Genomic DNA, 14,030 nt, shown 5'->3' on the forward strand with positions numbered 1-14,030 from the left:
ATATTATAAATAATTTTAAGGGGAATAGTATGTTTTCCATTAAAAATAAATTAGGATCCAATTTGAAATCATCAATAGATAAAAATTTATATAAAAACTATAGGATAATATTACAATATACTTCACTTCCAGAGACTATAGAAAAAAAAATAAAAATATACAAAGGAAAATTACTTCATGTTATACCAATTATAAATTGTATAAGTGCCATCTTAACACCTAATGCCATAAATAGACTAATAGAATTACCACAGGTAAGACATATAGAAGATGATTGTCTCGCTCTATTATGTGCTGGCAAAAGTGTACTTGTTTCAAATGGTATAATATCTGGAGAAAAGTATCGTCTTACGGGAAAAGGCATATGTATAGGCATAGTGGATTCAGGTGTCTATCCCCATCCTGATCTTTTAAGACCTAAAAATAAAATCAAAAAATTTATAGACTTAATAAAAGGATATAAACATCCCTACGATGACAATGGGCACGGAACTTTTATGAGTGGAATCATATGTGGAAATGGAAATGAATCCGGTGGAATATATAGGGGTGTTGCCGAAAACAGCAATATTTATTCAATAAAGGCTTTCAATGCCCTCGGAAAGGGACTAGTATCAGATATCTTATTTTCTATTCAGCTTCTTCTAAATGATAGTGAAAATGAAAACATAAAGATAATTTGCCTCCCTTTTGAATTATGTGCAAATAATAATTTTATATTATCTCTATTTGAAAAAGCTTTTCAGATAGCAGTAAAAATGAATATAACTGTTATAGTGCCTTCAGGCCACTGCGGCAACCTTCAGGGAAGCATAAGAGGTATAGCTATTCTTGATAACTGCATAACAGTATCTGGTATAGATACAAGTGCTAATATAATTAAACCTTATGAATATTCTTCCTGCGGACCTGTAGATAAAATCGGAAAACCTGATTTAACCGCTGCTTGTGTAAATATATGTTCCATAAATTCCAGCCCAGAATATATATCAGAAAGAAATGGAATGAAAATATATCCAAAACCTTTGGGAAATCCCTATACTTGTTATACAGGTACTTCTTGTTCAGCAGCATACGTAAGCGGTATATGTGCTCTCCTGTACGAAAACAATCCTGATCTCACTTTTAATGATTTAATGTCACTTCTTAAAATATCTTGTGATCTTTTAAATATTCCTAAATGGTATCAAGGTGCCGGTACAATAAATATAAATAAATTGCTTCCTTAAACAATATTAAAACCTTAATGTTCATTAAGTATTTGAACATTGGCTTATTATATGTTATCATATAATATATACTATTATATGATAACAATTTAATTTAGGAGGTATTATTATGCTAAGCAAAAGATTAGAAAAAGCTATAAACGATCAGATAAACTTTGAATATTATTCTGCTAATATTTATTTGGCCATGGAGGCATATTTTGCAAGACAAAATCTAAATGGTTTTGTCAACTTCTTTAAAGTTCAGATACAGGAAGAAAATTTCCATGCATCAAAATTTTTTGACTACTTAAATCAAGTAGGTGGCAATATTACCATAAAAGGATTTAGCGATCCTAAAAATGACTACGAATCACCACTTGAAGTTTTTGAAACTGCCTTAAAGCATGAACAAATAGTCACTTCAAGAATTAATAATTTAATGTCTATAGCCAGTGAAGATAAGGATTATGCTTCAATAGCTTTGCTTCAATGGTTTATCAATGAACAGGTAGAAGAGGAAGATACATTCAACAATGCCATTCAAACATTAAAAAGGATAGGAGATAATCCAGCTGCACTCTACCTGTATGATCAGGAGCTTGCAGCCAGAACTTTCGTGCCACCCACAACTACATCCCCATCTGTAAATTAAAATCAATAATTCTTACAAGCTAATAAAGATACACTAGTAGGTCCAGATATATCTCCCCTCTCTAGTGTATCTTGCTTTCATTTAAAGCTCTTTATATTTTTCAATAACCCCTGTATACATCTACTAAGTTATCTAATTTATCTCCTGATACATATCTTTTTAAATTATTATATATCATATTAAATCTTCTAATGTCAGCCCTTTCAGACACCCAGGAATTATGTGGCGTTATTATTACATTTTCAAATTCCCAAAGAGGATTATCCTTATCTAAAGGTTCTTCTTCCACCACATCTAAGGCTGCTCCTAATATCTTTTTATTCTTTACATTCTCTATAAAGGCACTTTCATCCATTATAGAACCTCTTGCTGTATTTACTATATAGACCCCATTTTTCATAGCTCTAAATGCACTACCATCTATCATATGACATGTTTTTTTAGTATAGGGAATGGTTATCACAACTATATCACATAATTTCAACATGTCCTTTATTTGCTCCGATGAAAAACACTGGTTAAAGTAAGCTACATCTTCGCCTTTTGTATTCAATCCTACTATTTTTACATCAAATGCTACCAATCTTTTGGCGGCTTCCTTTGCTATACTTCCAGTTCCAATAAAACCTACGGTTTTACCCCATAATTCCAATATACCGGTATCCAATTTCCACAATCTGTTCCGCTGATTTTCATAAAACCTTCTGCTGTGTCTAAGCATTTCCAATATCTTTAATACTATCCATTCACCCATGGGTATGCTGTATCCACCCTTATTGTTGGTAATTAATATATGATTTTTTTTAACTACATCCATGGGAAGCTGATCTATACCGATACTGAATAACTGTATCCATTTTAAATTTTTCATGCCGCTTATATCCAGGGTCTTAAATAGATCATAACAGAGCAGTACTTCTGTATCCTTCATATTCTCTGTATAGCGAGCTCCATTTTCCCCTACGATCTTTACATCGTATCCTAATTTTTTTATATTGGCAATATTTTTATCGCCAAAATTACGCGTACACAACAATTTAATTCCCATGAAATTCACCTCTATATTAAAATATGATAATTTAATTATCTATTCTATAAATTTTCCAATGCATCTAAATTTATTATACCTTTCTTCTAACAATTCCTTCCTAGAACGCTTTCTAAGTATACCTATTTCTTCTATAAACTGACCTTTTATAACTTTAGATATCTTTCTTACATCTTTCTGCGCTCCACCTACAGGTTCTTTTAATACTTTATCTATTATACCATATTTTTTTAAATCTTGAGCTGTGATTTTCATAACCGCTGCTGCCTCTTTAGCTCTGGAGGCATCCTTCCAAAGTATACCTGCAAATCCCTCTGGAGATAAAACAGAATATATGGAATTTTCCAGCATCCACACCGAATCTGCCACGGCAAAAGCCAAAGCCCCTCCACTGCCACCTTCTCCTATTATTAAGGATATTATAGGCACTTTCAGATTAAATATATCCATCAGATTTCTTGCTATGGCTTCTCCCTGTCCCCTTTCTTCTGCTTCCATTCCACAAAAAGCTCCTGGAGTATCTACAAAACATATAATAGGTCTATCAAATTTATCCGCTTGCTTCATGAGTCTTAAACCTTTCCTATATCCCTCAGGATTTGGCATACCAAAATTCCTCTTAATATTCTCTTCAGTATTTCTACCCTTTTGCTGGGCTACTACAGTTACAGGTTCTCCATCCAAAAGTGCAATACCTCCAACTACGGAGAGATCATCTCCGAAATATCTGTCACCATGAAGTTCCATAAAAGAATCAAATACATTTTTTATATAATCTAAAGAAGTTGGTCTTTCCAACATCCTAGCTAAAGTCACCCTTCTCCATGCATCCTTAACATCAAGCTTCCTATTCAAAATTTTTTGAACCCTTCCCAATTTTTCCATACGAGAGCTTCCTTTCCTTTAGAAAATTTACATAAAAAATTTTAAAATATTACCTATTTCTGCTGTGAATCGACAGTATCTTTCCCAGAGTTCCTTTTAAATCTTCTCTTGAAACTATACTGTCTATAAAACCATGCTGCAATAGAAATTCAGAGCTTTGAAATCCCTCGGGAAGTTTTTGTTTTATAGTCTGCTCTATTACTCTTTTTCCGGCAAATCCCACAAGTGCACCAGGTTCAGCTAATATTATATCTCCAAGCATGGCAAAACTAGCTGTGACTCCACCTGTAGTTGGATCCGTAAGTACAGGTATATAAAGGAGGCCATTTGCATTCAGTCTGGAAATGGCTCCACTTATCTTGGCCATTTGCATAAGCGAAAAAATACCTTCCTGCATTCTCGCTCCTCCGGAAGCTGTAAAAATAATCAATGGAAATTTTAGCTTTATGGCTCTTTCCACTGCCCTGGTTATTTTTTCTCCTACTACAGAACCCATACTTCCCATCATAAAATTACTGTCCATTACACATATAACCGATGGTTCTTTAAATATAGTACATTGTCCTGTTATTACTGCCTCCGCCATATTAGTCTTTTTCTGCATATTTTTAATTTTATCCCTATACCCCTTAAATTCTATGGGATTAGCTGAAGTCATATTTTTATCAAATTCATAAAAGCTCTCCCTATCGGCTATAAGATCAATTCTTTCTCTTGCATTTATTCTAAAATGGTGATTGCAATATTGACATATACTATAATTGTTCTTTAAATCCTTTCTATACAATATTTTACCGCAGTTACCGCATTTTACCCAAGCACCGCTTGGTATACTTGGTCTTTTACTTAAGCTATTATCAATATTACTTAGAGCCTTCTGACTTACTGTAATATACTTTGTTTTTTTAAATAATTTATCCAACAAAATCTATCACCTCTTTTATTGAGTTGGTTGCTTAACTTAATTACCAGCTAACTTTATTGCATAAAACAAAAATATGGCTCTAACCTGTCAAATTATTTTCTATAAATTTTGTATCATAAATTCCTTTCACAAAATCATCACTATTTATGATTTTAAATTGGAAATCTATATTGGTATCAACCCCTTCTATAATAAATTCTCCCAGAGCTCTTTTCATTTTACATATAGCCTCTTCTCTATTTTTACCATATACAATTAGCTTTGCTATCATAGAATCGTAATAAGGAGGAATATCATATCCCGAATAAACTGCACTGTCAACTCTCACATTAAAACCACCTGGTACGTATAGATCTTTTATCTTCCCCGGTGAGGGTATAAATCCCTTTTGCACATTCTCCGCATTTATTCTGCATTCTATAGAATGTCCGTGAATCTTTACATCATTTTGGCAAAAATCAAGTTTTTCTCCAGCTGCAATTTTTATCTGCTCCTTTACCAGATCTATTCCCGTTACCATTTCAGTTATGCCATGTTCTACTTGAATACGGGTGTTCATTTCCATAAAATAATAATTATTATTTTTATCTAAAAGGAACTCTACCGTTCCCGCATTAGTATAATGCACTGCTTTAGCAGCTTTTACCGCCGTTTCCCCCATAGATCTTCTAAGTTCTTCTGTAACAACTTTACTGGGCGTTTCCTCCAGCACTTTCTGATTTCTCCTCTGCATGGAACAATCTCTTTCTCCCAGGTAAACCGTATTCCCAAAATTATCTGCAAGTATCTGAATTTCTATATGTTTTGGTCTTTCTATAAATTTTTCTAGATATATGGTGTCATCACCAAAAGCATTTTTAGCTTCTAGCTTGGCATTTTCATAATTTTTTATAAGTTGAGCCTCCGCATATACAACTCGTATACCTCTTCCACCGCCCCCTGCTGAAGCCTTTATCATAACAGGATACTTTATCCTCCTGGCTACCTCCAGAAGTTCCTCGCCTGAAGTAACAGCTCCCTCTGATCCCGGCACAGTCGGAACACCGTTCCTATTCATTATATACCTGGCATTGGATTTATTACCCATACTTTCAATACACTCAGGAGAAGGCCCTATAAAAGTTATATTACACTCTCTACATATACTGGCAAATTTACTATTTTCAGATAAGAATCCAAATCCAGGATGAATAGCCTGAGCACCAGATAAAACTGTTGCGCTTATTATATTTTGCACATTTAGATAGCTTTCTCTAGGAGAAGCAGGTCCTATACAAATAGCTTCATCTGCCAACTGGGTATGTAGTGCCTCTCTATCGGCCTCAGAATATACAGCCACAGTTTCTATTCCCATTTCTCTACAGGCTCTAATTATCCTAACTGCTATTTCTCCCCTGTTTGCAATTAAAATCTTACTAAACATTTTTTAAAACTCAACTCCTGACAATTAGTTTTTGTCTCCTATCATAAAAATTAATTCCGCTTCTGCAGCTTTCCTATCTTGAACATATGCTGTTGCTTTTCCCATTCCAGCAGGGCCCTTGATTTTTATAATTTCAACTTCTAGTTTAAGTATATCCCCAGGAACTACTTTTTTCCTAAATTTTGCCTTATTTATTCCTCCAAAAAAAGCTATTTTATTCTTAAATTCTTTTTTACTCAGTATAGCTACAGCACCAGCCTGGGCCAGAGCCTCTATTATGAGTACCCCCGGCATTATAGGTTCTTCTGGAAAATGCCCCGGAAAAAAATACTCATTTCCAGTGACATTTTTATAAGCTGTGACCTTTTTACCCGGCTCCATATAAGTAACTTTATCTATTAGTAAAAATGGATATCTATGCGGTATAATTTCCTTTATTTCTTTTAAACCAAAATTTACATTAAACCTGTCTTCGTCCATATATCTTTCCTCCATTCCATAGATCTTCCAATACTAGAGTCTGTAATCAACTTCAGTTATCGGTCTTTATTTTAAACAAGGGCTGCCCATATTCCACCATTTGCTCATTTTTAGCTAAAATCTCCACCACTTCTCCATCTATTTCACTTTGAATATCATTCATAAGTTTCATGGCCTCTATGACACATAGAGTATCCCCCTTTTTTACCTTACTTCCTACATTTACAAAAGCAGGTTTCTCTGGATCTGGGGAGCTATAAAAAGTACCTACAATAGGTGATGTAACTTCCTTTATATTATCTTCTTCTTCATTATTATTTTTTTCTTTCTTATCTGATTCAAGCTTATTTACTGTATCGCCCTCTTCCTCTTCACATTTATTTTCACATTTTCCCGCTGCAATACTGTCTTCACGTTCATTTTCTTTTACAATATTTATCTGCTTTATATTTCCCTTTTCTCCCTTTTTTTTCATTATTATAGATATATCCTGCCAATTAATTTCTAAATAACCAAGCTTTGAGTTATCCATAACCTTTATCATATTTTCAATTGCTTCAAAATCCATATTATTCACTCCACTTTTTTAATAAAATAACTGCATTATGTCCCCCAAACCCAAAAGAATTAGACATAGCATACTTAACTTCTAAATTTCTACCTTTATTAGGTACATAATCAAGATCACATTCTTCATCTTTTTCTCTATAACCTATAGTAGGTGGAACATAATTATCCTCTATGGATTTAGCACATATTATGGCTTCTATTGCCCCTGCTGCTCCCAGAAGATGTCCTGTCATTGATTTCGTGGAGCTTACAGGAATTTCTTTTGCATAATCTTCAAATACTTTCTTTATAGCCCTGGTTTCGGATTTATCATTGCTCACAGTGCCTGTTCCATGGGCATTTATATAGGAAACCTCTCTTTTGTCTATTCCTGCTTCCTCTATTGCCATCTTCATAGCTCTTGCTGCTCCTTCTCCATCCGGAGCTACAGCTGTTATGTGGTAAGCATCGCAGGTAGAGCCATACCCAACTATTTGAGAGTAAATATGTGCATTTCTACTTTTTGCATGCTCTAATGACTCCAATACAACAATACCTGAGCCTTCCCCCATGACAAAACCCCCTCTTTCCCTGTCAAATGGAATAGAAGCCCTTTTAGGATCATTACTTCTGCTCAATGCAGTTAATGATATGAATCCCGATATAGAAAGAGGTGTTATAGAAGCCTCTGCTCCTCCTGCAATCATTATATCGGCCCTTCCATCTTCAATGATCTTGTAGGCCTCTCCAATGGCATTAGTACCTGTAGCACAAGCTGATACTACCGTAGTACATATACCTTTGGCTCCAAATTTTATAGCTATATTCCCTGCTGCCATGTTCCCTATGATCATAGGTATAAATAGCGGCCTTATTCTGTTAGGCCCTTTTTCCACAAGGATGCTGTGCTCTTCCTCTATTGTCCCTATGCCTCCAATACCGGAACCTACTAATACTCCAAACCTGTATCTATCTATGGCATCTAAATCAAGACCTGAATCTTCTACTGCCTCTTCTGCAGAAACCAGGGCAAATTGTGAGAACCTATCAAGTCTTCTAGTCTCTCTCCTTCCTAGGCTTTTATTAGCATCAAAGTTTTTTACTTCAGCTGCTAATTTTGATTTGAAATTCTCCGTATCAAATGCTTTGATAAAATCTATTCCACAAACCCCGTCTTTTATATTATTCCAAAAAGTTTTAACATCATTTCCCACTGGCGTAACTGCTCCCAATCCTGTAATTACAACTTCTCTTTTCATAAATATCACCTGACCTTTAAAAATTTACATTACCATTCCGCCATCTATATTTATTACCTGACCCGTTATATAGTCTGAATCAGATGATGCCAAGAAAGATACCACATTTGCTACATCATAGACAGTCCCAAACCTTTTCAACGGTATAGTACGCAGCGTATTTTCTCTTATTTTTTCTGATAAGCTGTTTGTCATATCCGTTTTTATAAAACCCGGAGCCACTGCATTTACATTTATTCCTCTTGATGCCAATTCCCTAGCCGTAGACTTGGTAATCCCTATTATTCCAGCTTTTGCGGCCGAATAATTCACTTGACCTGCATTACCGGTTATACCTACTACTGAAGATATATTTATTATTTTCCCGCTTCGCTGTTTAAGCATAACAGGGCTTACATGCCTTATACAATTAAAAGTGCCCTTTAAATTTACTTCTATTACCTTATCAAAGTCATTTTCTTTCATCCTCAAAAGCAGTCCATCCCGGGTTATCCCCGCATTATTTACGAGGACATCTACTCTTTTAAAAACCTCTACTGCCCTCTTTATAATATTTTTAGCTTCCTCAAATATGCTTACATCCCCCTGTACAGCAATCACTTTACAGCCCTTATTTTCAATTTCATCCATCAGTTCTTTTACATTAGCTGAACTACTTCTGTAATTAATCGCTATGTCAAATCCATCTTCTGCCAACCTAAGTGCAATAGCCCTTCCAATACCTTTCGCTGCCCCTGTAATTATCGCTACATTTTTACTAGCAATATCCATTTCATTTCTCCTATCTATTCTTTAATATTTGTACTGCATTATTTAAAGAATCCATATCTTGAACATTCAATAAGGTAACTTTCCTATCTATCTTTTTTACAAATCCACTCAATACCTTCCCGGGTCCTATCTCCACAAAAGTATCAGCTCCCACTTTAAGCATGGTATTTATACACTTTTCAAAAAGAACTGTGCTCATAACCTGTTTTTTCAGCAGTGCTTTCACATCCTTGGAGCTTTTAATAATTTCCCCTGTAACATTTGTCACTACAGGAATAGAAAATCTCCCTATATTAAATTTATTTAATTCCAACTCTAGTTTTTCTGCTGCCGGTTTTAACATAGATGTATGAAAAGGTGCACTTACCGAAAGTTTCACTACCCTGCGAGCACCTTTTTCTTTCAAATGCTGACAGGCAGCTTCAACTGCTTTTATCTCCCCTCCAATTACTACCTGTCCAGGGCAGTTTATATTAGAGGGTTCAACTATACCCACAGTCTCACAATCCCTGCAGACATTCTCTATTGTCAGGTAATCCAATCCCATGACAGCAGCCATAGTTCCAACACCTTCAGGCACTGCCTCTTGCATGTATTTTCCCCTTTTTTTCACTAAAGCAACCGCTTTCTTAAACTCCATGGAGCCACTGCATACAAGTGCAGAGTATTCCCCTAAACTCAATCCTGCCGCAATATCAGCCTTTATATCAAAACTTTCAAGAGCTCTTAATGCAGCTATACTGGTAGTTAAGATTGCCGGCTGAGTATTTTCAGTTTTATCCAATTCTTCTTGTGGTCCTTCAAAACACATTTCGCTTATGGGAAACCCCACTGCTTCGTCTGCCTCCTGAAACACTTTTCTAGAAACTTCTATATTATCTGCAAGATCCCTTCCCATACCTGTATATTGGGCTCCTTGACCCGAAAATAAAAAAGCTATCTTACCCATAATCTACCTCCAAATATATTTTTTACATCTTTAATATCATTTTCTGCCTGTCTGAGCATTTCCTCTATTATTTCGCTGCAGCTCTGCTCTTTGCAAACAAGGCCTGCTATCTGTCCTGCCATAACAGAACCATTATCTACATCACCCTCGCGAGCTGCCCTGGACAAGGCTCCTTTACCAAGCTTTTCATATTCCTCTAAATCAGCTCCACTTTTCTCCAAGAGCTGAAATTTTCTCACTAATTTGTTTCTAATAACACGTACTGGATGCCCTGTAGCTCGGGCTGTAACTTGTGTATCGATATCTCTGGCATTTAATACTCTGTTTTTATAATTCTGATGAACCGTACACTCCTTTGCTACCAAAAATCTAGTTCCAAGCTGAATCCCTTGCGCCCCCAGCATAAAAGCTGCTGCCATTCCTCTTCCGTCTCCTATTCCCCCTGCGGCAATTACAGGTATATTCACGGCATCAACCACCTGAGGAACTAACGACATAGTAGTCAGTTCTCCTATATGCCCCCCTGACTCGCAGCCTTCTGCTATGACAGCATCCACTCCTGCTTTTTCCATTCTTTTGGCCAGCGCCACAGATGCCACCACTGGAATAACCTTTATATTGTACTTCTTCCACATATCTATATACTTTCCTGGATTGCCGGCTCCGGTGGTCACAACTCTAACACCTTCTTCACATGCCATTTTAGCTACCTCTTCTGCAGACTCTGACAAGAGCATTATGTTTACACCAAAGGGTTTATCTGTAAGCTTCTTTGCCTGTCTAATCTCATTTCTCACCCATTCAATAGGTGCATTCCCTGTTATTATTCCAAGCCCCCCTGCATTAGATACTGCTGCTGCCAAAGAGCTATCTGCAATCCATGCCATTCCTCCTTGAATAATCGGATATTTTACTCCTATTATATCGGGGAATACATAATCAATCATGAGTATTTCCTCCTGTTCTAATTTTGTCTTTTACGATCTCTACTAGATCTCCTATGGTTTTTATATCCTCCACATCTTCTATTTCAACTTGAAATTCTTCTTCTACTTCAATTATTATTTGAAATAATTCCAATGAATCTATGCCCAAATCTTCAAAAGAAGTTTTTACATCTATGTTCTCTTCTCCCAACTCAAGTTGATCTGCTATTATTTTTTCTATTCTTTGAATTATCATTATTATCCTCCAAAATCCTCTATGAATTTATAATACCTCAATCATAATTCCTCCATAGGTTAATCCTCCTCCAAAGCCTATAATGAGAATTTTATCCCCTCTTTTTACTAAGCTTTTTTTATATACTTCATCTAAAGCTATCCCAATGCTGGCAGCCGACGTATTACCGTAAAGATCCAGATTGGTATAAAATTTATTTGAGTTTATCCCTAATTTTTTAGCAGCACATTCTATTATTCTATAATTGGCCTGATGTGGAATTATATATTTGATTTCTTCTAGATCACAGTTTGATTCATCAGCCAGCTCCTGCACTAACTTTACCAGAACTTTCACTGCAAATTTAAATATCTCTTTTCCATCCATGCTCACCGTACTTTTATTTAAGTACATTTCATTTCCGGATAAAAAATTATTTACCGGTACTGCCGGGCAGATTAATGCCCTTCCCTTGCTGCCATCCGAACCTGTTTTTATGGAGAGTATCCCCTCTTCTTCTCCCTTTCTTAAAACAACAGCTGAAGCACCATCTCCAAATAAGATGCAGGTATTTCTATCCTTCCAGTCAATTATCTTGGAAAGAGTTTCGGCTCCTATAACAAGTGCCGTATTAAACCTTCCTGTTCTTATAAACTGTGCAGCTGCATCTATTCCGTATATAAGCCCCGAACAAGCTGCTGATATATCAAAACAGGTTGCATTAACTGCCTTTATATTTTTTTGTACTATACAGGACGTTGATGGTATAAAATTATCTGGAGTAGCTGTAGCTAATATTATAAGTTCTATATCACTTACTTCTATTTTTGCAGATTTTATGGCATTTATTGCAGCCTTCGTAGCCATATCTGAAGTATCCTCTCCTTCTGATATCCTCCTCTGCTTTATCCCCGTTCTACTTATTATCCACTCATCACTCGTATCTACCGTATGACTCAACTCATTATTATCCACAATTTTAGAAGGTACATAACTTCCTGTACCTATAATTTCAACCTTATTCATTATTCTTCTCCTTCAATCCGGATTTAAGATTATATTTTGATCTAAAGAAATTATTTAGCTTTTCCAGTGATTCAACCAAAACTTTCTCTTCCTGCTCCGTCAATCCTCTTATGGTTTCCTTAACCATATCGGAGTGAAATTTTTGATGGACTCTAAAAGCCAGCTTTCCTTTTTTTGTCAATTTTATAAATACAATCCTTCTGTCATGCTCGCTGCGTTCCCTTATAACGTATTCTTTTTTTACCAGATGATTTATAGCCGTAGTTAAAGTGCTGAGGGTTATATCTAATTGACAGGCTACTTCTGTCATAGTTCTGGGTTTATACATACCTATAGCTTCTATGGTATGTACTTCTGTAATAGATAGATCTTTAAATATGGAATATTGAAGAGATTTTTGTTCTATTGCTAAAATATCATTAAAAAGATCCACCAATAATTCATTTACAATATTTATACCCTTGTTCATCAAATCACCACTTTAACAAATTTACTGCTTTATCATTTACATATAGATCCTCTGCTTCTGTAATAAGTTCCCCTATAAGTTCTTTAACCTTAACTATCTTATCTATTCTGTAGGCGTTGCTTCCAACAAACACAAGTCCCTTTTCTATTTTCCCCCTGACTGAATTAATTAAAGCTTCAGATATACAATAGGGGGTCTTATTGGGATCACATTTTTTTAAGCAATTGTAACATTTACAGGGTACAATTCTATTTTTTTCAACTTCTTGTATGAACTTATTTCTCAAAGCTCTTCCAGGAAGGCCTACAGGGCTTTTTATTATCTTTATATCCTCTTTTCTCGAGTTTATATATGCTCTCTTAAAATTTATATGTGCATCACATTCTTCAGTAGCCACAAAACGACTTCCCATCTGAACTCCACTTGCCCCTAATCTTAAAAACCTTACAATATCCCCTCCCGTATAAATACCGCCTGCTGCTATTACTGGAATATTTTTTTCACATTTTAACGAATTCACAGTTTTAATGACATCGCACACTATATCATCCAAATGCTCTTTCCCTTCTTTAAGCTGTTCTAGATGAAATCCCAAATGTCCTCCTGCTTCTGGTCCCTCCACTACAATTGCATCCGGTATTCTATTATATCTTTTAATCCAGCTTCTTATTATAATAGAAGCTGCTTTCCCTGAAGAAACTATAGGTGCCAGCTTAACATCACTCCCTACCGCAAGTCTAGGAAGACTAAGTGGAAGACCTGCACCTGATATAATTATATCAACCTTTTCTTCTATAGAAGTTTTTACCATATCTTCATAGTCACTTATGGCTACCATGATATTTACTCCAATTATACCTTTAGGAGACAACTTCCTGGCTTTCCTTATTTCCTTTCTCAAAGCTCTGATATTCGCTTTCTTGGTATTTGTTTCAAAATCTGGTTCTCTGTATCCTATCTGCACTGTAGAAATCACGCCAATACCACCTTCATTTGCCACTGCCTGTGCAAGCCTATATCCAGAAATACCCACACCCATACCGCCTTGAATAATGGGTATAGTAGTTTTCAAATTTCCTATAATCAATGGAGGTAATTTCATATAACTCTCCCCTTTTAAATTTTTGATAATCAAATATTTTGATAATCAAAGTATATATTAAAAAATTAAAGCTGTCTATAGTTTTTATCAATAAAATCAATATTTTTTCCTATTTATGTA

16 protein-coding genes are annotated in these 14,030 nt (G+C 35.4%); 2 read left to right on the forward strand and 14 right to left on the reverse strand.

Annotated features, from left to right (window positions below; all coding sequences use genetic code 11):
• Positions 1-29 precede the first annotated feature (29 nt).
• Together J5G60_RS10980 and J5G60_RS10985 are read left to right on the forward strand one after the other, a co-directional pair.
• On the forward strand, positions 30-1,229 hold the full coding sequence (locus J5G60_RS10980; protein ID WP_150358352.1) for a S8 family serine peptidase: 1,200 nt from the start codon (positions 30-32) through the stop codon (positions 1,227-1,229).
• Positions 1,230-1,338: 109 nt separating this feature from the next.
• The gene (locus J5G60_RS10985) at positions 1,339-1,863 is read left to right on the forward strand and encodes a ferritin (RefSeq protein WP_150358353.1); all 525 of its coding nucleotides are present in this window, start codon (positions 1,339-1,341) and stop codon (positions 1,861-1,863) included.
• Positions 1,864-1,963: 100 nt separating this feature from the next.
• Here J5G60_RS10985 and J5G60_RS10990 read toward each other — a convergent pair whose 3' ends face one another.
• The 14 genes from J5G60_RS10990 to J5G60_RS11055 form a co-directional block, all read right to left on the reverse strand.
• Positions 1,964-2,911, reverse strand: a complete 948-nt coding sequence (locus J5G60_RS10990; RefSeq protein WP_150358354.1) for a phosphoglycerate dehydrogenase — start codon at positions 2,909-2,911, stop codon at positions 1,964-1,966.
• Between the two features lie 39 nt (positions 2,912-2,950).
• The gene (locus tag J5G60_RS10995) at positions 2,951-3,796 is read right to left on the reverse strand and encodes an acetyl-CoA carboxylase carboxyltransferase subunit alpha (RefSeq protein ID WP_150358355.1); all 846 of its coding nucleotides are present in this window, start codon (positions 3,794-3,796) and stop codon (positions 2,951-2,953) included.
• Positions 3,797-3,845: 49 nt separating this feature from the next.
• Positions 3,846-4,721, reverse strand: a complete 876-nt coding sequence (accD, locus tag J5G60_RS11000; RefSeq protein ID WP_150358356.1) for an acetyl-CoA carboxylase, carboxyltransferase subunit beta — start codon at positions 4,719-4,721, stop codon at positions 3,846-3,848.
• Positions 4,722-4,800: 79 nt separating this feature from the next.
• Complete coding sequence (locus tag J5G60_RS11005; RefSeq protein WP_150358357.1) at positions 4,801-6,144, reverse strand: acetyl-CoA carboxylase biotin carboxylase subunit; 1,344 nt, start codon at positions 6,142-6,144, stop codon at positions 4,801-4,803.
• Between the two features lie 24 nt (positions 6,145-6,168).
• On the reverse strand, positions 6,169-6,624 hold the full coding sequence (gene fabZ, locus J5G60_RS11010; RefSeq protein WP_150358358.1) for a 3-hydroxyacyl-ACP dehydratase FabZ: 456 nt from the start codon (positions 6,622-6,624) through the stop codon (positions 6,169-6,171).
• A gap of 52 nt (positions 6,625-6,676) precedes the next feature.
• Positions 6,677-7,192 carry an acetyl-CoA carboxylase biotin carboxyl carrier protein gene (accB, locus tag J5G60_RS11015; protein WP_150358359.1) on the reverse strand — a complete coding sequence of 172 codons (516 nt, stop codon included), beginning with the start codon at positions 7,190-7,192 and terminating at the stop codon, positions 6,677-6,679.
• A 1-nt stretch (position 7,193) separates the two neighbouring features.
• Entirely contained in the window at positions 7,194-8,432 is a 1,239-nt protein-coding gene (gene fabF / locus J5G60_RS11020) for a beta-ketoacyl-ACP synthase II (protein WP_150358360.1), read from the reverse strand.
• A 24-nt stretch (positions 8,433-8,456) separates the two neighbouring features.
• Positions 8,457-9,203: a 3-oxoacyl-[acyl-carrier-protein] reductase gene (fabG, locus tag J5G60_RS11025; RefSeq protein ID WP_150358361.1), complete on the reverse strand. Its 747-nt coding sequence runs from the start codon at positions 9,201-9,203 to the stop codon at positions 8,457-8,459.
• Positions 9,204-9,213: 10 nt separating this feature from the next.
• A complete protein-coding gene (gene fabD, locus J5G60_RS11030) occupies positions 9,214-10,152 on the reverse strand; it encodes an ACP S-malonyltransferase (protein ID WP_150358362.1) in 939 nt (312 codons plus the stop codon).
• On the reverse strand, positions 10,140-11,099 hold the full coding sequence (gene fabK, locus J5G60_RS11035) for an enoyl-[acyl-carrier-protein] reductase FabK (protein ID WP_150358363.1): 960 nt from the start codon (positions 11,097-11,099) through the stop codon (positions 10,140-10,142). The genes fabD and fabK overlap by 13 nt, the downstream gene beginning before the upstream one ends.
• Positions 11,092-11,334 (reverse strand): acyl carrier protein, encoded by a 243-nt coding sequence (locus tag J5G60_RS11040; protein ID WP_150358364.1) that lies wholly within the window; start codon positions 11,332-11,334, stop codon positions 11,092-11,094. The genes fabK and J5G60_RS11040 overlap by 8 nt, the downstream gene beginning before the upstream one ends.
• 27 nt (positions 11,335-11,361) lie before the next feature.
• A complete protein-coding gene (locus J5G60_RS11045; protein ID WP_150358365.1) occupies positions 11,362-12,339 on the reverse strand; it encodes a beta-ketoacyl-ACP synthase III in 978 nt (325 codons plus the stop codon).
• Entirely contained in the window at positions 12,332-12,808 is a 477-nt protein-coding gene (locus tag J5G60_RS11050) for a MarR family winged helix-turn-helix transcriptional regulator (protein WP_150358366.1), read from the reverse strand. The genes J5G60_RS11045 and J5G60_RS11050 overlap by 8 nt, the downstream gene beginning before the upstream one ends.
• A 4-nt stretch (positions 12,809-12,812) precedes the next feature.
• Positions 12,813-13,910 (reverse strand): NAD(P)H-dependent flavin oxidoreductase, encoded by a 1,098-nt coding sequence (locus tag J5G60_RS11055; RefSeq protein WP_150358367.1) that lies wholly within the window; start codon positions 13,908-13,910, stop codon positions 12,813-12,815.
• Positions 13,911-14,030: the final 120 nt, after the last annotated feature.

Source organism: Clostridium sp. HV4-5-A1G (assembly GCF_900184915.1).
Taxonomy (GTDB): domain Bacteria; phylum Bacillota; class Clostridia; order Clostridiales; family Clostridiaceae; genus Clostridium_B; species Clostridium_B aromativorans.